The 22,261-nt window shown below is 60.2% G+C and carries 16 protein-coding genes; 7 read left to right on the forward strand and 9 right to left on the reverse strand.

Annotated elements, in window-relative coordinates; genetic code table 11:
• Window positions 1-262 precede the first annotated feature (262 nt).
• A complete protein-coding gene (locus DWZ01_RS09550) occupies window positions 263-1,063 on the reverse strand; it encodes an SDR family NAD(P)-dependent oxidoreductase (protein ID WP_035137314.1) in 801 nt (266 codons plus the stop codon).
• A 294-nt stretch (window positions 1,064-1,357) separates the two neighbouring features.
• Between DWZ01_RS09550 and DWZ01_RS09555 the strand changes: the two genes are divergently transcribed.
• Window positions 1,358-3,121 carry a hypothetical protein gene (locus tag DWZ01_RS09555; protein WP_117848833.1) on the forward strand — a complete coding sequence of 588 codons (1,764 nt, stop codon included), beginning with the start codon at window positions 1,358-1,360 and terminating at the stop codon, window positions 3,119-3,121.
• A gap of 389 nt (window positions 3,122-3,510) precedes the next feature.
• Here the strand turns inward: DWZ01_RS09555 and queA are convergent, their stop codons facing one another.
• The 3 genes from queA to DWZ01_RS09570 all read right to left on the reverse strand — a co-directional run bounded on the left by queA (window position 3,511) and on the right by DWZ01_RS09570 (window position 5,945).
• Window positions 3,511-4,722, reverse strand: coding sequence for a tRNA preQ1(34) S-adenosylmethionine ribosyltransferase-isomerase QueA (gene queA / locus DWZ01_RS09560; RefSeq protein WP_117770602.1), 1,212 nt, complete (start codon window positions 4,720-4,722; stop codon window positions 3,511-3,513).
• 70 nt (window positions 4,723-4,792) lie between these two features.
• Window positions 4,793-5,368 (reverse strand): epoxyqueuosine reductase QueH, encoded by a 576-nt coding sequence (locus DWZ01_RS09565; RefSeq protein ID WP_117770603.1) that lies wholly within the window; start codon window positions 5,366-5,368, stop codon window positions 4,793-4,795.
• 10 nt (window positions 5,369-5,378) lie between these two features.
• Window positions 5,379-5,945: a DUF3267 domain-containing protein gene (locus DWZ01_RS09570; RefSeq protein WP_117770604.1), complete on the reverse strand. Its 567-nt coding sequence runs from the start codon at window positions 5,943-5,945 to the stop codon at window positions 5,379-5,381.
• A 132-nt stretch (window positions 5,946-6,077) separates the two neighbouring features.
• Here DWZ01_RS09570 and DWZ01_RS09575 point away from each other — a divergent pair, with 132 nt between their 5' ends.
• Together DWZ01_RS09575 and DWZ01_RS09580 are read left to right on the forward strand one after the other, a co-directional pair.
• Window positions 6,078-8,228, forward strand: a complete 2,151-nt coding sequence (locus DWZ01_RS09575) for a methionine--tRNA ligase (RefSeq protein ID WP_117770605.1) — start codon at window positions 6,078-6,080, stop codon at window positions 8,226-8,228.
• Window positions 8,229-8,287: 59 nt separating this feature from the next.
• Window positions 8,288-9,391 carry an RsmB/NOP family class I SAM-dependent RNA methyltransferase gene (locus tag DWZ01_RS09580; protein ID WP_117770606.1) on the forward strand — a complete coding sequence of 368 codons (1,104 nt, stop codon included), beginning with the start codon at window positions 8,288-8,290 and terminating at the stop codon, window positions 9,389-9,391.
• A gap of 24 nt (window positions 9,392-9,415) precedes the next feature.
• On the opposite strand, the gene DWZ01_RS10745 is transcribed toward DWZ01_RS09580, so the two are convergent.
• A complete protein-coding gene (locus tag DWZ01_RS10745) occupies window positions 9,416-9,586 on the reverse strand; it encodes a hypothetical protein (RefSeq protein WP_158556936.1) in 171 nt (56 codons plus the stop codon).
• 191 nt (window positions 9,587-9,777) lie between these two features.
• On the opposite strand from DWZ01_RS10745, the gene DWZ01_RS09585 reads away from it, so the two are divergent.
• Window positions 9,778-10,869: a hypothetical protein gene (locus DWZ01_RS09585; RefSeq protein WP_117770607.1), complete on the forward strand. Its 1,092-nt coding sequence runs from the start codon at window positions 9,778-9,780 to the stop codon at window positions 10,867-10,869.
• 81 nt (window positions 10,870-10,950) lie between these two features.
• On the opposite strand, the gene DWZ01_RS09590 is transcribed toward DWZ01_RS09585, so the two are convergent.
• On the reverse strand, window positions 10,951-11,841 hold the full coding sequence (locus tag DWZ01_RS09590) for a DegV family protein (RefSeq protein ID WP_117770608.1): 891 nt from the start codon (window positions 11,839-11,841) through the stop codon (window positions 10,951-10,953).
• A 320-nt stretch (window positions 11,842-12,161) separates the two neighbouring features.
• Here DWZ01_RS09590 and DWZ01_RS09595 point away from each other — a divergent pair, with 320 nt between their 5' ends.
• The 3 genes from DWZ01_RS09595 to DWZ01_RS09605 all read left to right on the forward strand — a co-directional run bounded on the left by DWZ01_RS09595 (window position 12,162) and on the right by DWZ01_RS09605 (window position 15,179).
• The gene (locus DWZ01_RS09595) at window positions 12,162-14,078 is read left to right on the forward strand and encodes a fructose-1,6-bisphosphatase (protein ID WP_117848835.1); all 1,917 of its coding nucleotides are present in this window, start codon (window positions 12,162-12,164) and stop codon (window positions 14,076-14,078) included.
• Window positions 14,079-14,156: 78 nt separating this feature from the next.
• On the forward strand, window positions 14,157-14,552 hold the full coding sequence (locus tag DWZ01_RS09600; protein WP_022095122.1) for a GtrA family protein: 396 nt from the start codon (window positions 14,157-14,159) through the stop codon (window positions 14,550-14,552).
• A gap of 219 nt (window positions 14,553-14,771) precedes the next feature.
• Window positions 14,772-15,179 (forward strand): GtrA family protein, encoded by a 408-nt coding sequence (locus DWZ01_RS09605; protein WP_022095123.1) that lies wholly within the window; start codon window positions 14,772-14,774, stop codon window positions 15,177-15,179.
• A gap of 159 nt (window positions 15,180-15,338) precedes the next feature.
• Here DWZ01_RS09605 and DWZ01_RS09610 read toward each other — a convergent pair whose 3' ends face one another.
• The 3 genes from DWZ01_RS09610 to DWZ01_RS09620 form a co-directional block, all read right to left on the reverse strand.
• A complete protein-coding gene (locus DWZ01_RS09610; protein WP_233504681.1) occupies window positions 15,339-16,241 on the reverse strand; it encodes a DUF4430 domain-containing protein in 903 nt (300 codons plus the stop codon).
• 9 nt (window positions 16,242-16,250) lie between these two features.
• The gene (locus DWZ01_RS09615; protein ID WP_158557028.1) at window positions 16,251-20,060 is read right to left on the reverse strand and encodes a DUF4430 domain-containing protein; all 3,810 of its coding nucleotides are present in this window, start codon (window positions 20,058-20,060) and stop codon (window positions 16,251-16,253) included.
• A gap of 430 nt (window positions 20,061-20,490) precedes the next feature.
• Window positions 20,491-22,254, reverse strand: a complete 1,764-nt coding sequence (locus DWZ01_RS09620; RefSeq protein ID WP_117770611.1) for an AarF/ABC1/UbiB kinase family protein — start codon at window positions 22,252-22,254, stop codon at window positions 20,491-20,493.
• Window positions 22,255-22,261: the final 7 nt, after the last annotated feature.

A 22,261-nucleotide genomic window follows, 5' to 3' on the forward strand; every position in this document is an offset into this window, starting at 1 on the left:
GCGGTCGGCGGGGCCATTGTGGCTCTTGACAGCGGATTGGGTCATATGAGCGAGCGCCCACCAGAGCGAGCAAGGTGCCTTCAGGCAAAATGGCGCCACAGGTTGAGCATAAGTCAGCGAGCGGGCCGCATTTGAGACAAGGTGACGTGAAACGAAAGGGCGCTGACCTTCTGGTCGCGCCCTTGAAGTTGAACGTCAGATTGTCCAAATGCGGCCCGCGCAGCGTCGAGCCGTTACGCGGTTTGGTAAAACCGCGTAACCCCTAAGGCCGCTGGCCCATGCCACCCTCGAGGGTGACGGTCTCGCCGTTCATGTACTTAAAGTCGGGACCGCAGAGCTGAACGACCACGCGGCCGATTTCCTTCTCGACGTCGCCGTAGTGACCAGCCGGCGGCATGTGGACGTTGGCCTTGAACGCCTCGGGGTAGGCATCCTGGAAGTTCTCGAGCGCAGCGGTCCAAGCAAGCGGGCACACGATGTTGACGTTGATGCCGTCGGGGCCCCACTCGTTGGCGGCAACGCGGGTCAGGCCGCGGATGCCCTCCTTGGCGGCAGCATAGCTGCACTGGCCATAGTTGCCAAACAGGCCGGCGCCCGAGGCAAAGTTGACCACGGAGCCCTTGGTCTCCTTCAGGTGCGGATAGGCCTTCTGCATGTACAGATAGGTAGCATACAGACCGGAGTAAATGGCCAGGTTAAACTGGTCCATGGTGTGATCGGCGATGGTCACGCCCGAGGCGCTGGCCTGAGCATTGTTGACGACGGCGTCGATGCGGCCGAACTCCTCAATGGCCTTGTCGATGACGTTCTGGACGACGGCCTCGTTGTCCTGACCAGCTGAGACATCGGCCTGAACAGGCAGAACCTTGACGCCGTACTCGGCCTCGAGGGACTCCTTGGCAGCCTCGAGCTTGGCAACGTTGCGGCCGGTAATAACGAGGTTTGCGCCCTCCTTGGCAAAAGCGATATCGATGCCGTAACCGATGGAGCCAGCGGAACCGTCCTTGAGCGTGGCCTTGCCGCCGCCGGTGACGATCACGGTCTTACCAGTGAAAAGTCCCATACAAAGTCCTTTCGAATCGCGACGGGCACGCCCGCCGACTGCGCGTATCCAACTTCACGCGCCAAAAGCTGAAATGCAACTTTAGCGTGTTCAAGTGAAAAATAAAGACCGCAGCAGGCGAACGGCGCAACGTCATTCGGCGAAGGGATTGTCAAGTACAAACTGGATAAAGCGGCCGAGTTGTTGTTATCAGATCGAGCCATCGAACACGTTTTGAAACTTTGCTGCGGCGCGCGGGATGTCGGCGCGAGACTTTATCATAGGGTGACAAACAACGATGAGGAGCACATGCCTATGACAGACGAGCTGGACCCCCAGACTCAACAGCATATTGATGATCCCGCAGACGTCACCGCAGATACTGACGCTGTGACCTGCGATGGTATCGACATCGACGACCCCATCTTGGACGAAAGCGCTACGGCGGAAACCCCCGAAACAGAAAACGCCGATGAGCAAAACGACGATGCGCCCGCTCAGGACGACGCCCCTGTACAGGACGACGCCCCGCAAGCTGCGGGCCCCATCGAGGTGTCTTCGGAAGAAGAGCTCGATGCCGTCATGGACTCCATGATGGACGCCGTCAAAGCGATGAAAGACGCCGTGTCCGATGCCGATATTGATGCCGAGGAAGAGGAGGCTGCCGAGGCCGCCTCGACCTTTGTGCCCGGCGAGACTCCGGTTGCCGACCAGGGCAGCACCATGCCCTCGTTTCTGCAGCTCGAGCACCCCACGATTGGCGCCGATGCGGTCGATCCGCACGCAGCAGGCTTTTCTGTGGTCGAGGGCGGTACCGGCAATATCGCCGCGCCGCAGGCTGACGATGCGGACGCTGCCGACACCGCTCGCCCGACCGCCCCGCACTACCCCGCCGCGAGCCACGATCTGGGGACCGCTGTCTCGAACACTGCGAACGCCGTGGGCACCTTTATCGCCCAAGGTGCCTCGGCCATGCGCGAGATGAACGCCGCGAAAAAGGCACTTGCCGATGCCCGCGCCCACCTGGCCGAACTTGAGCAGCGCATTACCGATCAGACCGAGGAACTCGAGACGCGCCAGGATATCGCAGGCCGCTACGACCAGATCGTCGCCGACCAGCGTCAGGCGATCGCCACAGCGCAAAAGACCGCTGCGGCAGCCGAGATTGACCGTGATGCCCACGCCGCCAAAGCGACAGAGCTCAAGAGTCAGTTCGAACAAATGAAGACAGAGGATGACGCGACTGAGCTCCGCCTGAAGGCCGCGCTCGACGCCGTGGAGGCCCGCGAGGCGAGCTCGCGCGAGACCGGCAACCGCCTCGTTCGACGTCTTGAGGATTCCAAGCGTATCCGCGACAAGGTGAAGGCCGAGCGAGACGCCGGCATTGCGGCCGCACAACAAACCGTCGACGCCACGCGCGCCCAGCTCGAGACGCTGCGTCATGAGTATGCCGAGCTGCAACGCAATCCCTCGGCAAATCCCGCCAGCTATACGGTGCGCACCAGCGAGCTCTCGATGCAGATCTCCGACACGGCAGATGCCCTGCGTAAAGCCGAAGAAGATGTCCCGCGCATCACCGCCGACCTTGAGCACTCGCTTGCCGCAGCCGAGCAGGCCGTCGAGCAGGCTCAAGCCCCCATTGCCGAAGCCAAACGCGCACACCAAGCCGTGACGACTGAGGCCGATGCCGCGCGCGACGAGCTGCAGACGGCGAAAACTGCCGCCACGACGCGCCAGCGCGAACTGCGCGAGAAGATCGCCGCCGAGGACAAGGCACGCCGCGACCAAGAGCAAAGCATCGCCAACGCCCAAGCAGATGCCGCACATGCACAGTCGATCATCGAGCAGGCGACCGAGGTACATGACCATCCAGAGATCACTGAGTCGCTTGCAGGATCCTTGGCCCGAGACAAAGCCGAACACGCCGAGACCGAGCGAGAAGTCGCCCAGCTCGAGGCCACCGAGGACGCGGTGCGCGAGCGTACCCGCGACTCACGCATCAAATTCACCGGCGCCATCGTCTGCATCGTCGCCGCAATCCTGGTGATCATCCTAGTCTGGCTGTTCGCAAGCAAGTAAACCAACCGCCAAAAAACGCTCAACGCAGTTGCGGTGAGATAGTTCCTGTTTAGCCCCAAAAAGGCCAATTCAAGAACTATCTCACCGCAACTTATTTAGATCGACGCAAGGCAACCTACCCCTCTTGCACCGATCTCATGACATAAGGACTGTCCCCAGGTGCCGGCACAAAAGGAACGTCCCCAAGTGCCAAGTGCCCAATGACTACTCAACAACCACGGCAACACCGATGTAATGGCAGAGTCAGCGAGCGGGTCACATTTGAGACAAGGTGACGTGAAACGAAAGGGCGCTGACCTTCTGGTCGTGCCCTTGAAGTTGAACGTCAGATTGTCCAAATGCGGCCCGCGCAGCGTCGACCGGTTACGGCGTTTGTAAAACGCCGTAACCTACTGAATGAGCATGGCGTCGCCAAAGCTGAAGAAGCGGTAGCGCTCCTCGATAGCAGCAGCGTAGGCATCCATGATCTGGTCGCGGGTGGCAAGTGCGCTCACGAGCATCATGAGCGTGGAGCGCGGCACGTGGAAGTTCGTGATCAGCGCGTCTACCACGTGATAGGTCGAGCCGGGCATGAGGTAGAGCTGCGTCGTGGCGTTCTCGCGCACCACGATGTCACCGCGGCCAAGCGTGTCGGCTCCGTCCTCGCGGCCTTCAAAATAGCGCGCCGTCACGGCCGGATCGAACACCGGGGCTTCTGCGTCAAACGCGCTCTCGAGCGAGCGCACCGCGGTAGTGCCGACGGCGATCACACGATGACCCTCGGCTTTCGCCTTATGCACGGCGTCGACAACTTCCTGCGACACGTGGTAGCGCTCGGTGTGCATGACGTGCTGCGTGGGGTCGTCCTCCTCCACCAAGCGGAAGGTATCGATGCCCACCTCGAGCTCGACGGCGGCAAACTTCGCACCCTTGGCCTCGATAGCGGCCATGAGCTCGGAAGTAAAGTGCAGACCCGCCGTGGGAGCTGCAGCCGAGTGTTCCTCTTTCATGGCGTAGACGGTCTGGTACTTCTCGGGATCGCCCTCGTAATCGGTAATGTAGGGCGGCAGCGGCACGTGGCCGGCAGCATGGATGGCCTCGTCGAGCGTGCGCGGCTCGCCGGCGGCATTGCAACCGGCCGGCTCAAAACGCACCAGGCGGCCGCCGCGGCTATCGGTGACAAAGTCGATGACCTCGGCCGTCAGCACCACGGGAGCCCCCTCGGGCGCATGGGCGCCGCCCGCACGATACTCAATCTGAGCACCGGGCTTCAGGCGCTTACCCGGCTTGACCAAGCACTCCCAAACATGGCCCAGCGGATCCACGTCCTCGCGGCGCTTGAGCAGCAGGGTCTCGACCACGCCGCCCGATCCCGTTTTACGACCGATCAGACGGGCCGGCATCACGCGCGTCTGATTGATGACGAGCACGTCGCCCGGCTCGATATAGTCGATGATGTCGCGGAAGATGCGGTGCTCAACGGTACCGCCGTGCTCCAGCGGCGTTCCCGCCTGGGAGCCCTTGCGATCCACCACCAGCAGGCGGCAGGAGTCGCGCGGCTCGGCTGGAGCCTGGGCGATCAGTTCCTCAGGAAGGTTGTAGTCAAAATCATCGGTACGCATAGACACGTCGGATACTCCTTATATAGCTAAAGTCCGCTCTACATCCTAGCAGGCTGACGTCCCAAATGAACTACTTTTTGGACGCTTTGCGCTCGTCGCGGATGCGGGCGCGGTCCATGGCCGCCTCGACAGCCGAGAAGCGGCAACCACAGTAGTTCTGCCGATACATGCCCAGCTCGCGCGAACGGCGTGTCGCCTCGGGGTAATACGGACGAAAATCGCGAATCACCGGAGTGAGACCGCGGGCGGCAGCCAGACGCTCCAACACATCATTGCAGGTTTCGAACAACTGATACGGCGAGACGGCGAGCGTCGTACCCACAAACTCAAACCCACGCTCCTGGGCCACGCGGCACGCCTCGGCCAAGCGCAGGGCATAGCACGCACGACAGCGACGGGGCCGATCGGCACCCAGCGGTGCCACGCCGGCCTCCCAGCGCTCACGGTCCTCCCCCGCCTCGATAAGCTCGATGTCGCCATCGGCACACCACCGGCGCAGCTCGTCCAAACGCCGCTGCCATTCATCGTGCGGCTGAATATTGGGGTTGGTCCAGCAGATTGTGGGCTCAAACCCTTCCTCGCGCAGCAGGCGGACCGGCTCAAGAGAGCACGGCGCACAGCAGGCGTGCAACAACAACGGCTTCATCGACATCTCCTCACCCGAAAAAGCGCACGCCGAAGGACGTGTCCTCGCAGGCGACAATGCGGCGGTCGCGCAAAATGGTCCGCACGTAATACCAGTCGCCCACACAGCCTGACAAATGCAAGCCGGCCGCCAGATAGCACAGCAGCGGATAGCCCGAAAACGCAAACCCCAGGGCAAGCGTTGTCGTCACAACAGCCGTCGGTGCCAGGCAAACCGCCATGTACCGCCGGCGCGAATACACAACGCCCTCGGCGCAGGCATAGATCATCGCCGTCTCGCGATTCGCCCCAAAGGTCACCTGCGCGCCCGCAGGCGCCAGCAGCTTAAAAAACACACCGTGCACCAGCTCGTGCACGGCAAATGACGCCGCAGAAACCGCAGCCAAGCCGACTATCCAGCCCACGACAGCCATCCAGCCGCCCGCGTCAGCCGCATCCAAGTCTGCAGGCCCGCCCAGCAGCATAAACACCGGCGCCAGGCACACGGCAAACACGCCGACTACGACCATCCCCCACACGAAGCAAGCGTGCAGAAATTCCTCGTCTTCAAACGCATGTATGTTGGAAATCTCATTCATAGCATCTTAGGATAGCGCCCCTGCCACGTACCCGTCCGCATGTGCGATAATGTCGAACGATATGCACGAATTGACCACCGCGTCGCCAGGCCTTGCGCCCGGCCGCGCTCTCACCATATGCGAAGGAGTCCCATGGCATCCAAATACTCCATGAACGACCGTCCCAGCTGGCCTCGCCGCGCCATCGTTACCGCCGGCGAGCCCTACGGCAACAAGGGCCTTCACTTTGGCCACGTCGGTGGCGTCTTTGTCCCGGCCGACTTCTTCGCCCGCTTCCTGCGCGACCGTCTGGGCCGCGAGAACGTCATCTTCACCTCGGGCACCGACTGCTATGGCTCGCCCATCATGGAGAGCTACCGCAAGCTCAAGGAGAACGAGGGCTACGACAAGTCCATCGCCGAGTATGTCGAGTCCAATCACTCCCGCCAGGCCGCGACCCTCAACAACTACAACATCAGCTGCGATATCTACGGCGGCTCGGGCCTTGAGCCGGCTGCGCAGATTCACAACGAGGTGACCGCCGAGATTATCGAGCGTCTGCACGAACAGGGCACCATCTCCAAGCGCTCCACGCTGCAGTTCTACGACGCCAAGGCCGGCACGTTCCTCAACGGCCGCCAGGTGATCGGCCGCTGCCCCATCCAGGGCTGCAAGTCCGAGAAGGCTTATGCCGACGAGTGCGACCTGGGTCACCAGTTTGAGCCCGAGGAGCTCATCGCGCCCAAAAGCCAGCTCACCGGCGAGGTGCCCGAGCTGCGCCCGGTCGACAACCTCTACTTCGACCTGCCGGCCTACCTCGACTTTATGAAAACCTATACCGCCAAGCTCGCCCAGAACCCGCAGGTTCGCTCCGTGGTCTCCAAGACCATGGAAGAGTGGCTGCTGCCGGCCCAGCTCTACATCCAGAACAAGTTCCGCGAGGCCTTCGATGCCGTCGAGGATCAGCTTCCCGAGCACACCGTGCTGGAGCCCGAGGGCAACAAGAGCAGCTTTACCGTCACCTTCCCCAGCTGGAAGGAGCGCGACGATGCCCACGCGGTGCTCGCCAACGGCGGCGTGCGCTTCCGCAGCGGCAAGGCGCTCGTACCCTTCCGCATCACCGGCAACATCGACTGGGGCGTTCCGGTGCCCGAGGTCGATGGCGTCTCCGACGTCACCTGCTGGTGCTGGCCCGAGAGCCTGTGGGCTCCCATCAGCTATACGCGCACCGTGCTCGCACGCGATGCCAAGGCCGCCGGCGTGACCGAGGGCGTCGCCGCCCAGGATGCCGCCCTCATGGGCGAGCCCGCCGCCGATTCCACGCAGGTCCCCGCGCCCACCTACCAGCACAGCTCGCTCGACTGGCGCGACTGGTGGTGCTCGGATGACGCACAGATCTACCAGTTCATTGGCCAGGACAACATCTACTTCTATTGCATCGCGCAGACCGCCATGTGGGAGGCCCTGGGTTGGAACCTCACGCAGAGCACCGTCAGCGCCTGCTACCACCTGCTCTACATGGGCAAAAAGGCAAGCTCGTCCTCGCAGACTCCTCCCCCGCCGGCAGACGACCTGCTCAACCACTACACCTGCGAGCAGATGCGCGCGCATTGGCTGTCGCTCGGCCTGTCCGAGAAGCCGGTGAGCTTTAGCCCCAAGGCATACGACACGCGCGTGACCGGCAAGGACAAGGACGGCAACGAGGTGCGCGCCTGCGACGACAAGCGCGTTATCGACCCCGCCCTTAAGGAGAGCGCGCTGCTGACCGGCGTGTTCAACCGCCTGGCCCGCAGCTGCTTCTACGGCGTCGCCGTCAAGGAGGGCGACGAGAGTCCCTATCGCAACGGTTGCATCCCCGCCGGTGCCGCTTCTGACACCGTGGTCGAAGCCGCCCAGCAGGCAGCCCTCGCCTTTGAGCAGGCCATGTACAAGTTCGAGACGCACCGAGCGCTCGCTGTGTGCGACGACTACCTGCGCGCCGCCAACAAGCGCTGGAGCGATGCCTCCAAGGCCGCCAACAAGCTCGAGGGCGAGCCGGCCAACGCCGCCATGACGCAGGCCCTCGTCGACGCCTTTACCGAGCTGCGCGTAGCGACCGTGCTCATGCACGGCATCGTGCCGGCCGGCTGCGAGCTCATCTGCGAGTACTTCGACGTTGACCCGGTCGCCTTCTTTAGCTGGGATAACATCTTTGCCTCCACGGATGAGTTTGTGGAGAGCCTGGGCGAGAAGCCCGGCGAGCACCGCGTGAAGCCGCTGCCCCCGCGCTTCGACTTCTTTAGCAAGCACGAGAGCCAGTACTAAAGCACGCCAGCAGCGGCGTGCCCGGAAAGTAGTCAATTTGGGACGGGAAGGAAAGACGGATGTCCAAGCCGCGTCGTCGTAAGCAGAAAAAGCAGGTCAAGGCCGAGCTCAAGCTCAGGCAGTTTGCTGCTACCGAGCTTTCCGACCAGCTTGCCGCCCAACACTCCGCCGCCGACCTGCCGCGCTTTATGGTCGACACGGTCGCCGGCGCCTATGCGCCCGCCGATGCCAAGCTCATGATCGAGGGCTTCGGCGCCGCGGCCACACGCCCGGTCACGCTGCGCGCCAACACGCTCAAGGCGACCGCCGAGGACATCGCTGCGGCGCTCGATGCCGCCTGCATCGCCCACCAAACCGTTACCTGGTATCCGGACGCCTTTATCCTGCCCGAGGCCCAGGTTTCAGATCTGTGGGATCTCGACATCTACCGCGACGGCAAAATCTACCTGCAGAGCCTGTCATCCATGATGCCGCCGTTGGTCCTGGGCGCCCAGGCAGGCGAGGACATCCTGGACATGTGCGCAGCCCCCGGCGGCAAGACGACGCAGATCGCCGCCCTCACCCAGGGACAGGCGCACCTCACCGCCTGTGAGATGAGCATTCCCCGCGCCGAAAAGCTCGAGTCGAACCTCCATCGCCAGGGTGCCAAAAACGTGCCCGTCATGCGCATCGACGCACGCGAGCTCGACGAGTTCTTCCGCTTTGACCGCATCCTGCTCGACGCTCCCTGCACCGGCACGGGCACCGTCATCAGTGGCAACGAGAAAAGCCTGCGCGGCCTCACCGAGCAGTTGCTGAGCAAGTGCGCCCGCTCGCAGCGAGCACTTCTGGACCGCGCCATGGGGGCCCTCAAACCGGGCGGCACGCTCGTCTATTCGACTTGTTCGATCTTGCCGCAGGAAAACGAGGACGCCCTGCAAGAGGCCCTCGACAAGCATATGGACTGCGAGCTCATCCCCCTCGACGGCACGCCAAGCGAAAGTGAAGCACGACGCACCCAGGAAGCTGGTGAGGAGCCGCGCATCGAGTCCAACGCTCTGACCGAAGCCATTGCCGCGGGTCAGGTATCGGCCATCGTCAACGGCCTGCCCGGCACGCTCACCATTCCGCCTAGCCGCGACTTTGAGGGCTTCTACATTGCCCTGATCCGAAAACGCAGCTAGCGCACGGATCCAAAACTCAACAAGCTATCTCTGTGCGCGTTTGCCCTGCTGGTCGCGATGCTGTTTAAGCGTCGCGCGCTCCTTGCGTTCGGCCCTTTTGCCCTTAATGGCCGTGACCACAAAGTAGATGACCGCGGCGGCAACGATTGCGGCCACACACAGGCCGATCGAGCCAAACATTGCTGTCAATTCCATACCGCGTCACCTCTCTTTTAAACGGGGCTTTCAAGATAGCACCTCGATACCCGCCACCACAGCTCCTTCACGTTCGCCGGCCCTTCGGTCTAACGGATGGCGCGGCGGGGAAAAATCAACTCGTCAAACGATTTAGCATTCGCAATTCCGGCTGCATCGCGCCGGCCATCATCACATAGAATCGAGCCTCCATGGATACCCTCAACGATCTAAATGAGCGCGTCGACGCCTTCGTCGGCACCAGCTCCTTCGACACGCCTGCGGCGGCAAACGACCAAGCTCCCATCGATGTGCCCGCCGAGGTGCACGAGGACATCGTCGCCTCGGTCGATTTTTCCGAGGTCGAGCTTGCAGACGAGTTCACCGAGCCCCAAATAGCCGTCACGCCCAACGGCCTGCTCCCTATGGAGCCCCTGCCCATCGACGGACGCCTGCGCAAGGCTGCCCTTCGCATGCCCGACGAGATCGAGGAGGCCAGCGGCTTCACGCTCTTTGGCCGACGCATCAAGTCGCTCATTTACACCACCGATGTCGCGGTTATCCGCAACTCCAACGCCGACGCCGTCTTTGCGGTCTACCCTTTCACGCCGCAGCCCGCCATTACGCAAGCGCTGCTGACCGTCGCCGAGTGCCCGGTCTTTGTAGGCGTGGGTGGCGGAACTACGACCGGTAAGCGCTCCGTGCAGATGGCAGCCGTCTCCGAGATGCAGGGCGCGGCGGGCTGCGTGGTCAACTCCCCCGCTACTGCCGAGATGGTCGAGCACATCACCAACATCGCCGACATCCCCGTCATCGCCACGGTCGTTCGCTGCGACGACGATGCCCACGCCAAGGTGCGCGCTGGAGCCAAGATTCTCAACATCGCCGCCGGCAAGAACACGCCCCAGGTCCTACGCGAGCTGCGCGAGCACTATCCCAACCTGCCGCTTATCGCGCCGGGCGGCAAGACGCCCGAGAGCATTCGCGAGACCATCGCCGCCGGCGCCAACGCCATCATCTGGACGCCGCCTTCGGCCCAGCAGCTACAGACCGACATGATGCAGCGTTATCGCAAGATGAAGGAAGACGCCACACCTGTCATCTCGCGCGACGACGTGCCCATTATCGACCAGGTCGCCGCCGCCGAGGTCAGCCAAGTCGAGAACATGAATCCCGATGTGCCGATTCCCGACGAAGTCATCGAGCGCGTCGCTTCGATCCACGAGCGCGTCGAGGAGCATCGCGCCAACCGCGGCCTCAAGCCGTCACTGCACGGCTTTTTCTTCCGCGGAAAGAAACGCTAGCCGCAACAGCAAGGCCCGCCCCACAAACGTGAGACGGGCCGTTTTCGTTTGAGCAATCATGCAGCAACGTGATGGGGCAAATTAATCCACGCGCTTGTCGCCCATAAAGAAGAGCGCCACCGTACCAGGTCCGGTATGCGAGCCAATCAGAGTACCGATGTCATTGATCTCAATCTTGCCTTTAAGCTGCGGAACCTGTTCCTCAATCAGCGCCGCAACTGCCTCGGCATCCTCGCGGCACGCCGAGTGCGACATGATGCACTTACCCGAATAATCCGTACCGCCCTGTACGTGTGCCATCATGGTCTTAGCCATCTCGGAAATCGCGCGCTTCTTAGTGCGAATTTTCTCACGTGGCGACAGCTTACCTTCGCAATCGACCGTCATAAGCGGGCAAATCTTAAGCGCCGTGCCAATGATCGCGCTCGCGGCCGAAATGCGACCGCCGCGCAGGTAGCTCGACAGATCGGTCGAGAAGAACCAGTGGTGCAGGTTGAGTTTGTGCTCCTCGATCCAGGCAGCCGTCTCGTCGAGTGAAGCCCCGCTATCGCGCACGTCGGCGGCATATTCCAGCAACAGACCAAAGCCCGAAGACGCCCCCAGCGAATCGATGACGCGCACCTTGCCGCCCTGGGGATAGCGATCCGCGAGCATCTGCGCCGCGACGCAGGCCGATCCATACGTGCCCGAAATACCCGACGACAACGTCAGGTGCAGCACGTCTTTACCCTCGGCAACAAACGGCTCCCAAAACTCCTCGTACTCACCCACGCTCACCTGAGACGTCTTGGGCATGGCGCCCGCGGCAATCTGGGCAAAAAACTCGTCCGGCGTAATCGACTGATACAGATCGTCCGTATAGACAACATCGTCGATCTCGTAATGAAAACACACGACAGGGATATTGCGCGACGCAAAGAACTCACGGGTTCGATCGGCGGCGGATTCACAGGTCAGGACAAAATCACTCATATGAGGCTCCTTACTCATTGCTGCGCAAATTATCGCACAGTGAGCCTACATGCGGTACATATGTCCACTATTTACCAAATCGAACCAAAAATAGTGAACATCTTTACCACCATCGTCTCCACCGGCCCCACGCATAAATATCTGAGAAAACACCCTCTGTCGTCTCCACCCAACCGCCATATCTACCTCAACTAAATCGATTTACCAAACCGTTCAGCCGACAATTCAGCCGCTGGCGCAAAATCGAAACAAAAGCGGCGCATACTGATAAACGTTTGACGTTGTTTATCAGTTTTACCAACCATATCGGAAGGTGTTTCATGGTCGCATTCGATCGCAACCCGCAAGACTTCAAGTATCTGCGTCTGCTGTCGAGACAATTTCCCACCGAGCAATCCGCGTTTACCGAGATCATCAATCTCTCGGCCATTCTCAACCTGCCCAAAGGCACTGAGCATTTTATGAGTGACGTGCACGGCGAATACGAAGCCTTTATGCACATCCTCAACAACTGCTCGGGCGTCGTGCGCGAGCATGTCGACGAGATCTTTGGCGACACGCTCTCCTTTGACGAAAAGGGCGAGCTGTGCACGCTCATCTACTACCCGCGCGAGAAGATCGACCTGGTCCGCAGCCGGCGCGAGGACTCGCCAGCCTGGTACAAGACGATGCTTGACCAGCTCATCATGGTCGCTCGCTCACTTTCAAGCCGCTACACGCGCTCCAAGGTGCGTAAGGCCATCCCGCGCGACTACGCCTACATCATCGACGAGTTGTTGCACACGCACCCGGACGAGAACAACTATCGCGTGCGCTATCACGAGCGCATCGTGGAGTCCATCCTGGAGACCGCCAGCGCCGACGACTTTATCGAGTCGCTCGCCTCGCTCATCAAGCGCCTGGCCGTCGACCACCTGCACCTGGTGGGCGACATCTTCGACCGCGGCGGCGGCGCGGCCAAGATTATGGACCGACTGCTCACCTACCATTCACTCGACATCCAGTGGGGCAACCACGACCTGCTGTGGATGGGCGCTGCAGCCGGTGAGCCCGCCTGCATCGCCACGGTGCTGCGCAACAACCTGCGCTACGACAACTACGAGATCCTGGAGAACGACTACGGCATCTCGCTGCGTGAGCTTGTCGCCTTTGCCGATGCCACCTACACCGCCGGTGAGTCCATCACCCCGCTGATCAAGGCCATAAACGTGCTGCTCTTTAAGCTCGAGGGCCAGATTATCCAGCGCCACCCCGAGTTCGATATGACCGACCGCCTGTTACTCGACAAGATCGACCACGACACCGGCACAGTCACGCTCGCCGACGGCAGCGTGTGGCCGCTCACGACCAACGACTTCCCCACCGTCGACCCGGCGGACCCCTACACGCTCACGTCTCAGGAGCAGCACATCATCGACAAGCTCGTGTCAGAGTTTGTCACCGCCGATCACCTGCATCGCCATATCGATTTCCTCTATTCCCACGGCTCGATGTACAAGGTCGCCAACGGCAACCTGCTGTTCCATGGCTGCGTTCCGCTCAACGAAGACGGCACCTTTAGCAGCATGAACTGTCTGGGCACCTGGCACGCTGGCCGCGATTATCTCGATTTTTGCGACCACATCGCCCGCCGCGCCTGGCGCGTGGGCGACTGCGACGCCCTCGACTGGATGTGGTACCTGTGGATTGGCTTCAATTCACCCGCCAGCGGACGCTTAGTGCGTACCTTTGAGCGCGCCTATATCGCCGATAGGAGCACCTGGGTCGAGCCGATGGACCCGTACTTTACGCTTACCAAGTCGCCCTCGGTCTGCGATGACATCATGCGCGAGTTTGGCGTCGCGCCCATGGCATGTTCGCCGACCGGACACATCATCAACGGCCACACGCCCGTTAAAACCACCAAGGGTGAGCAGCCCATCCGCGCCGAGGGCAAGCTGCTGGTCATCGATGGCGGCTTCTGCCGCGCTTACCATCCCAAGACGGGTATCGCCGGCTATACGCTCATCTCGAGCTCGCGCGGCTGCCGCCTCAAGTCGCACCGGGCCTTTACGACGGTTGCCGAGGCACTTACGCGCAACGTGGACATCGAAAGCGAGACCAACCGTTTTGACCAAGCGGACCGTCGCCGCATGGTGAGCGACACCGATACTGGCGCCAAGATCCGCAGCCAAATCCAAGACCTGCGTCAGCTGCTCGATGCATATAGAAACGGTGCTATCGAGGAGCGCGCCTAGCACCACCCGCGGGGATTGGCTAAACTTGCTGAGTTTATCATCCCCACGGCGTCCCCGCGCCACCCTAAGGCAGGTACCATGCAAAAGCTCCTTGCGCAGATCATGAAATTTGGCGTCGTCGGTGTCATTGCCACGGTTATCGACTTTGGCATTATGAATCTGCTCCACTACGGTCTCGGCCTCAACATCCTGATCGCCAACACCAGCGGCTTTATCATCTCACTCATCTTTAACTACCTCGCAAGCATGAAGTACGTGTTTGCGCACAAGGAAGGCATGAGCCGCCGCCGCGAGTTCATCATCTTTGTCGTGCTGTCCGTGATCGGTTTGGTGCTCAACGACGGCATCGTGCTGGCGCTCAACGCCGGTCTGGGGCTCGAGGCCAATATCGCCAAGATCTGCGCCACCGCGCTTGTCATGGTCTACAACTTTGTGACCCGAAAGATCTTCCTGGAGGGCGACGAGACCAAGTAGCTCGACACCCCCGCAGCATTACGGTGCCCACGGACGACACGCACTCAGCGCAGTATCGTCCGTGGGCGCCGCTCGTTTACGGGCAAATTTTCAACGTTTACGGATTAGCTCTTGAAAATTTGACGAGTTCGTATAGTTCTTGGCAAAGACCTTACGTTTCCCTTGCAAAAGATCTAAAGTATCCCCTGCTCGATTCATCAACGCATTGGATGTGATTACGTGCGCAAGGCGCTGGCACAACCTCATACCAAGCAGTTCCTCAAGTTTGCTGTCGTGGGTCTTATCTCCTTTGGCATCGACTGGGGCATGCTCATTGCGCTCGTCGAGCTGTTTCACCTCGACTTTTTGATGAGCACCACGGTTTCGTTTATCACGTCCGTCGTGGTCAACTACTGGCTCAGCATGAAGTACGTGTTCGACCACCGCGAAGGCATGAGCCGCAAGCGCGAGTTCACGATCTTCACCATCCTGTCGGTGATCGGCCTGGGCCTCAACGACCTGTACATGTTTGTGGGCGTCACGTTTTTGAGCATCGGCTACCAGGCCATGAAGGCCATCGCCACGTTCCTTGTCACCTGGTACAACTACTTCAGTCGCCGCTTCTTCCTCGAGGGCGCACGGTCGTAGTCGATTCACTATTTGCTTGAATGTATAACCGGTTGGAATTACCGTTCCAACCGGTTTTTTGTTTGCAGAGAGACCCGGCGACCCAGTCCCATTCGCATGAAAAACGGGCGGTCCGGATGTTGGTCCGAACCGCCCGTCTGGCGCGCTATGTCGAGGCCTCTAGCCCGTTACGTAATACCAAACGACGTTGTCGCCATTGGAGAGAACGTAGTTACTGCAGGCCGTCATGGGCGTTGCGCCGTTGACGGAGTACATCCAGCCGCTCGTGCCGCCGTACTGTTTCTCGGCCAAACCACCAATCGCGGAGACATACGTACCGTACGACGAGCCATGTGCGTTGACAGAAAGGCCCAGCGCGCACAGGGCATCGTAAACGGTGGCGCCTTCGTTAAAGGTAAAGGTGCCGCCAGAGGACACGGGATTGCCCACAGCGCTCGATGTGACCGAAACCGTCACCGTAACGTAGTTGGACTCCTGTGAGCCGCTTTGGCTGCCCGAGGAGGCATTTCCACCATTAGAGGATGAGGCTCCATCAGACGACTGGCCACCGCCCGAAGAAGCACCGCCAGACGCATTGGAAGTATCACCGGCTCCCGTATTTTGGGCAGCGGATTTATCGCCAGACTTCTTGCCGCCCCGGTCCTCGGACTTCTTGCTATCCGAGTTTTTGTCCGATTCCTTGTTTGAAGACTCGGAATCGTCCTTGGCGTCGTTCGAACCCTTGGGCTCGTCTTTTGCATCATTCGAAGATTTGGAATCCTTGGAACTAGCCTCGCCCGAAGCGGCAGACGAGCCAGACCCCTTGGTGTCCTTGGCGACGACGCTCTCCCCCGTCACGGTCTGAACGATCCAGTCAATGGACCAGGCGCCGCTCTCGGAAGGATGGACGAAGCCCAGCGAGACGACGATCAGAATGGTGCACGCGGCAGCAAGAACGCCAAGGAGCGCCTTGCGACGAGAGGCGGACGCCGCCGAAGCGGCGCCCTGTTGCTTTGCATCGTCGAACTGAATGAACGAGGAATCTGGTTGCTTGGGGTCAGCGTCCTTGGATTTATTGGACACAACCCTCACCTACCGACGTTTGGTGAACACGAACACGCCGACGATGGCGAGACCGATGACGCCGGCGGCAACGCCAACAATGGCGAGCGGGTTGGTGCCAGTCTCCTGCTCGGAAGCACTAGAGGACTTCTTAGCAGTGGTCGTAGAAGCAGCACCCGTATCGGACTTGGAATCGGACTTCTTGTCGGACTTCTTGTCGGACTTGCCGTCCTTCCTGTCAGACTTCTTGTCAGACTTCTTGTCAGACTTCTTCTCGTCCTTCTTATCGGACTTATCGGAGTCCTTCTTGTCGGACTTGTTGTCCTTGGTCTCGGTCTTGGTCGACACCGTCGTCTTGGTCGTCGGCTTATGACCCGGGGCGACAGCGCCGCCCTTCGAGCCGGAGCCGGAACCCGTGCCAGTGCCAGCGCCAGTGCCGGAACCAGTACCGGTACCAGAACCGCCGCCGCCATTCGAACCAGCGCCGCCATTACCGCCAGGGTTAACGGCATTCTTGGTCCACTTGGCATACAGCGTCAGATCGGCCGTCACCGGCGTGCTAAAGTCATACGCCTGCGTGCAAGCCTCATCGGTATACCAACCGCCGAAAGTGTAGCCATCGCGCGTCGGATCGGCCGGCTTGACCAGCTTGCCATCGGCCGTAGCAACAAACTTAGTGTCGCAAGCAGACCCGCCGTTGGAGTTAAAGGCAACCGTCCAAGACTCGACAGCTCCAAGTTTAAACAGCGTGCCCGAATCATTGATGTAGTAGAGATTGCCAGAAGCATCGGCAATGACCGGAGAGTCACAGTACTGGTAATGGCCAGCCGCATCATAAATCTGCGTCGCCTCTGCATCGCCGAGCGTATAGCGATACACGCCACCACCAGCAGAGTAGTTGACGTAATCCTTGCTATCCGCGCTGTTAACGGTGAAGTACACATAGGTCTTGCCGCCCTGAACACTCACCAGCGGAGTAGCAGCAATACCGTTGAGGCCAGCCGGCAGCGCCTTGCCGTCGGCAGCAGCGACCATCGTGGTCTTACCCGTCTTCAGGTTATAGAGAACCAGAGCAGAGCCAGTAGCCGTCTGTCCGCCGACAATCAGATTGTCACCAGACACCGCAGGGGCGCTCAGATTATTCGTAAGGCCCAGATCAACCGTCTTCTGTTCACTCAGCACGCCCTTCGCCGAAAGCGAAATCACATGGAGCTTTCCGTCGTGCGTCATCTGATAGAAGGTCGAACCATTGGACGGATCGGCAATGCAATCGGCATTTGCGACAGCGCCGAGCTTCATGGTCGAAACGACATCGCCCGTCGTCTTATCAATGCACTTAAGCGTACCCGCGCTCGTAGGAACGATGGCATACTTATCCGTCAAAGCCGCACCAGTCCAGTAATAGCCCTCGGCAGGGTCGATGTTCTGCCAAGAAACTTCGCCCGTGGCAATCTTAATGCGCGCAAAGGAGCCGTTGCCGTAGGTCGCGTTGTAATTCTCGTCATACGAAATATCGACCGAGCCTACATAGACGTACTCGCCGTCCGAAACGACGGTGCAGGAGCTCTGCGTCAAGTCCGTCAAACCAGGCGTCAGCCACTTGCAGATCAGCTTGTCTGCAGTAATCGCCTGGACCGCACCGCCGTTGAGCGGAACGATGATAAGGCCATTGGTATAGATCGGACGAGAGGTATAGCTCACCTTGGAGGCAAGCGGCGCAGAGGCAACCTTTTTGCCCGTGGACGAATCGATCTTAATGAGCTCGTTCTCGGTCGCGATGTACACAAAGCCGTTAGCAATGACAGGCTCGCTGCAGTTGGCATACTGCTGACCAGACTCGGCCTTCCAATCGAAGGCCCACTTAAGACCGGCGGCCTGCGCAGGCGTCTTGGCATCCGTTACGGTCGAACCGTTGCCACTGTTGCCGTAGCCGGCCCACTCGGCATCCCAATCAGGAGTCGTCGCGCTCGGATCCACGACAATCTTGTCGGGATCGGGCATGGGAGAATTATCGGTGGTATAGGCAAGCGTGACCTTATCGCCGCTCTTGAGCGTAATCTGATTGGCGCAGAGTAAGGAGGGCTCTCCGTTGATATACAGATGCCAATATTTATTGGTCGCAGCATCCCAACCATACGGCTTGTGATCGAACGGCGAAGTAATGGAATTCAGGAACCAGTACTCACCACTCTGGGAGCCGTTGTACGCAACGCCCTTGGCCTTCAGAACTGCCTCAATAAGGTTCTGGGCCGTGGAGCCTTCGGGCAGAGAAACATTGCTTGCCGTGCCCCAACGCGTATTGTTCCCGTTGACATCGGGACCGATAACATCGGCGGATCCAAGCACCTGACCGGGGAGGGCATCGGCGTCAGCACCATACATAAAGGTGACGGCGTCACCCTCCTGGAGCTTGTAGGCACCGGCGCCAACGTCGGCGAACTTGCCATTTACGTAGAAGCGCCAATAGCTATTGGTCGCAGCATCATAGCCACAATAGGACTTACCATCGAAGGGCGAATAAATGCCGTTGAGGAACCAGCCCCAAGACGATTCGCCAGCATCGAGAGTAAGGCCGACCTGCTCAAGGAGATCCTTGGCAGTGGAGCCTGCCTTGAGACTCGTCTGACCCGTCGAAGCCCAAACCTGCTGCTTGCCGTCCTTGTCCTTACCGAGAACCTGAACAGAAGCATGGACAGAATCGGACGGCAACTGGTCGCCCCAGCCACCGTAGAACCACGTGACGGTATCGCCGGCATGGATGGTGACATTGTCCGCCGTATAGTCACTCGACTTGCCGTTGATGAACAGCTGCCAATAGGTCGAATAATCTTGGGGCGTACCCAGCTCAACACCGTTGTACTTAAGGCTCAGAATGAAGGAGCCCGCAGCAACGGCGTCAATGTCGTTCGCCTCGAGTGCGACCTTCGTAAGATCAAGCGCGCTCGAACCGGACGTCACCACATACTGCGCATTATCGACCCAAGTCTGAGTCTTGCCCTGGGCATCGCGACCAATGACGGTCACATTTGCGGCAACCTGGTCTTTAACGACAGGGGACGAGCTACCAGCCGTATAGGCAAACTCAATCTTCTGCCCCTGGGTGAGCTTGACGCTGCTCGCGCCAACCGAGGAAGACGCGCCGTCGACGAACAGCTGCCAGAAGGCATAAGTCGTCGGATCGAAGGCAAGCGTACGGCCATCGCTCGGGGATGTGATGCTTTTGAGGTAGAAACCGTATGCCGTGTTCGGATCGTAGTCTGCCTTGAAGCCCGTCTTCTGCTGCAGCTTAACGAAGGCATCCGCAGCCGTCGCGCCCTCGTCGAGCTTGAGCTGCGTGGGTGCCACCCAGGTCTGAGCCTTGCCGTCGGCATCGGTGCCGATAATCGAGAACGAGACCTCGACCTGCTTCTTGGCGACATCGCCGGTTTCTGTCGGGTTCTCTGTCTGGATGGCAGCCGCGGCGGCAGATCCTGCTTGGCCAGCGGATGCCGTCGAAGACTGCTCGCTCGTGGCAGGGCTCTCCCCCGTCGCCGAGCCTTCGTCGCCAGTTGCCGCCTCAGTTGTGGCGACACTAGTTGCAGACGCGCTTCCAGAATCCGAAACCTCGGCGCCGCTCTGCTCAGCGGTACCGCCCGCAAGCGCTGCGTCCTCGCCCGGCGTCGCAGCCTGAGCCACAGCCTCGGCAATGCCCTCAGCGCCCTCGGCCCACAGCTGAGCCGGCGTGGTGCCAAAGGCCATCGCGAAGGCCAGGAATGCCACCAGGCCGCGCTTGGCTACATCGCGCGCAATCGCGCCACGGCGATGCGAGACGCGCTGGCGCTCGTCCTCAAACATATCCATTTGTCTCCTACTGTCTGTACTTGGAGCGTTGCCTTGAGACTGCCCCACGTCATCGCGCATGTTGCGCTCGAGTTCCCCCATCGGGACCCCCTTCCCTCCAGAGCCCTATGCACACCGGCGGCAAAAGCCGCAGCCGCATGCAAGACGGGAGGCGATCCGACTTAACCTTAACGACTCGGGCACGTCGTCCGATCTGCGACGCGAGCATCCCGAGCCAAGAGGAATTACGGTTACTGGTACAGCCGGGGACTTGCACCCCGATTCTCCCAAATGCGCAGGATAACCGCGCATTCGTGCGTCTCCGCACCACCATCTAGGCCATCGATTATTACCGTCAAAATGATATCACGCAAAAGGGCCTCGCACGCAGGCGAAGCCCAAGGTAAAAGCTATTGTTTGCGATAGGAAAATGCGGTGACGGCCGCAGCCTCTAGTGCCTGCCGCCGTGACTGTTGAGCCAGATATTGCGGCCCAGCATAAGCGCCAGCACCAGCGCGCTCACGTAGCCCATAAAGCCAATGACCGGGATACCAAACACAACCGGCTCGATGCGCGCGTAGTACACCACCGACGAACCGATAAACAGACCGGCGATCACAATTGCCATCGACATGCGGTCGATAATCCCACCTAGCTGTCGCAGCGCCTTATCGCTGCTCATGATCTGCGTGTTTACCTTAAGCTGGCCGCGCGTAAGCATGCGCGAAGCCAAGCCCAGATACTCGGCCGCCTCGAGCGAGCCTTTTGCCGCGCGATAGCTGCTCGCGGCAAGATCGCGTCCCATATCACGCACGCGCGCATAGGTGCTTTTCTCGTTTTTAATGTGCGTTTGGATGATCTGGATCATGTTGACGTTGGGCATGTACTCGGTCAACAAACCCTCGAGCGTCACCATGCCGCGCGCGAACATCGTCACCACGCTCGGCAGCTCAACATCATTCTTACGCGCGAGGTTTAACAGCGAGGTCAAAAACTCGCCGATATCCAGATCCTTCAGGTCAAGGCCCGCAAAGTCAGCCACGATAAAGTCAAGGTCGGACAAAAACGCTGAATGATCGAGCTCGGCCGAATCGCCACGCGTCACGGCAAAGCGCATGAGCGAATCCTTGAGCTTGGGCACGTCACCCTCGGCCACGGCGAAAATCATGTCCTTGACGATACCGCGGTCGTGACTCGACATACGCCCGACCATGCCCAAGTCGATAAAGTAAACGATGCCGTCCTTGAGAATGATGTTTCCCGCATGCGGGTCGGCATGGAAAAAGCCGTCGTCGAGCACCTGCGTCGAGTAGTCCTCGACAATCGCGGCACCGATCTTTTCCAAGTCATAGCCCTCGGCCACCAAGCGTTCAGGATCGGCGATCGAAATGCCGTCGACGTAGTCCATAACCACCACGTGCTCGGTGCACAGGTCCAGATAGGATTTAGGGCACGTCACGCCATGAACGCTCTTATGGAACTCGTAGAAGTCGTTGAGGTTTTTGGCCTCGGCCAAAAAGTTGGTCTCCTCGCGAAACGAGGTCCACAACTCCTCGACTACGCCGTGCAGGTCAACGAATTGATCGGTGTTGACGAACTTGGAAACGATACGCACCACCGAGCGGATGATATCGATGTCCTGCGCCATAACCTGCTGCGCACCGGGGCGCTGCACCTTGACGGCCACGTCCTCGCCCGTCACCAGACGAGCGCGGTGCACCTGCGCGAGCGATGCGCTACCAAGCGGATTGGGATCGATCGCATCGAACATCTCCCCCAGGCGCAGGCCGTATTCTTCTTCCAGACAACTGAGTACGACCTCGTACGGCACCGGCTCCACGTCGGAGCGCAGACGACGCAGCTCGTCGCAAAAGCGTTGCGGCAGAATCTCGGACCGGTTGGCCAGAATCTGCCCCATCTTGACGAACATGGGGCCGAGTTCCTCGAGCAGGCGGCGCAAACGAACCGGCGTGAGGTTATCCCACACGCGGTACTTTTTGACCAGGCGAACAATCTGTCCGATGCGTTCGCGACGACCCGCCGGCGTGAGCTGGTATTCCTCGTCCGGCGCCATCGCGTCGGGCTCTTCGGGCACCATATCGACAGCGCGCGGCTTTTTGCGAGCGCCCGAGACGGCGGCATCGACCTCATCGACAACCGCCGCCTCGTCACCCAAAGGATCTAGATTGTTGTAATCGGTGGTGGAATCTGCCATCTGCGCT

This window comes from Collinsella sp. AF28-5AC (genome assembly GCF_003457875.1).
GTDB lineage: Bacteria > Actinomycetota > Coriobacteriia > Coriobacteriales > Coriobacteriaceae > Collinsella.

Excerpts from the sequence above, each read along its gene's own strand:
- DWZ01_RS09550 (WP_035137314.1), bottom strand. The coding sequence starts at position 1,063 with ATGGGACTTTTCACTGGTAAGACCGTGATCGTCACCGGCGGCGGCAAG.
- DWZ01_RS09555 (WP_117848833.1), top strand. The coding sequence starts at position 1,358 with ATGACAGACGAGCTGGACCCCCAGACTCAACAGCATATTGATGATCCC.
- queA (WP_117770602.1), bottom strand. The coding sequence starts at position 4,722 with ATGCGTACCGATGATTTTGACTACAACCTTCCTGAGGAACTGATCGCC.
- DWZ01_RS09565 (WP_117770603.1), bottom strand. The coding sequence starts at position 5,368 with ATGAAGCCGTTGTTGTTGCACGCCTGCTGTGCGCCGTGCTCTCTTGAG.
- DWZ01_RS09570 (WP_117770604.1), bottom strand. The coding sequence starts at position 5,945 with ATGAATGAGATTTCCAACATACATGCGTTTGAAGACGAGGAATTTCTG.
- DWZ01_RS09575 (WP_117770605.1), top strand. The coding sequence starts at position 6,078 with ATGGCATCCAAATACTCCATGAACGACCGTCCCAGCTGGCCTCGCCGC.
- DWZ01_RS09580 (WP_117770606.1), top strand. The coding sequence starts at position 8,288 with ATGTCCAAGCCGCGTCGTCGTAAGCAGAAAAAGCAGGTCAAGGCCGAG.
- DWZ01_RS10745 (WP_158556936.1), bottom strand. The coding sequence starts at position 9,586 with ATGGAATTGACAGCAATGTTTGGCTCGATCGGCCTGTGTGTGGCCGCA.
- DWZ01_RS09585 (WP_117770607.1), top strand. The coding sequence starts at position 9,778 with ATGGATACCCTCAACGATCTAAATGAGCGCGTCGACGCCTTCGTCGGC.
- DWZ01_RS09590 (WP_117770608.1), bottom strand. The coding sequence starts at position 11,841 with ATGAGTGATTTTGTCCTGACCTGTGAATCCGCCGCCGATCGAACCCGT.
- DWZ01_RS09595 (WP_117848835.1), top strand. The coding sequence starts at position 12,162 with ATGGTCGCATTCGATCGCAACCCGCAAGACTTCAAGTATCTGCGTCTG.
- DWZ01_RS09600 (WP_022095122.1), top strand. The coding sequence starts at position 14,157 with ATGCAAAAGCTCCTTGCGCAGATCATGAAATTTGGCGTCGTCGGTGTC.
- DWZ01_RS09615 (WP_158557028.1), bottom strand. The coding sequence starts at position 20,060 with ATGGATATGTTTGAGGACGAGCGCCAGCGCGTCTCGCATCGCCGTGGC.
- DWZ01_RS09620 (WP_117770611.1), bottom strand. The coding sequence starts at position 22,254 with ATGGCAGATTCCACCACCGATTACAACAATCTAGATCCTTTGGGTGAC.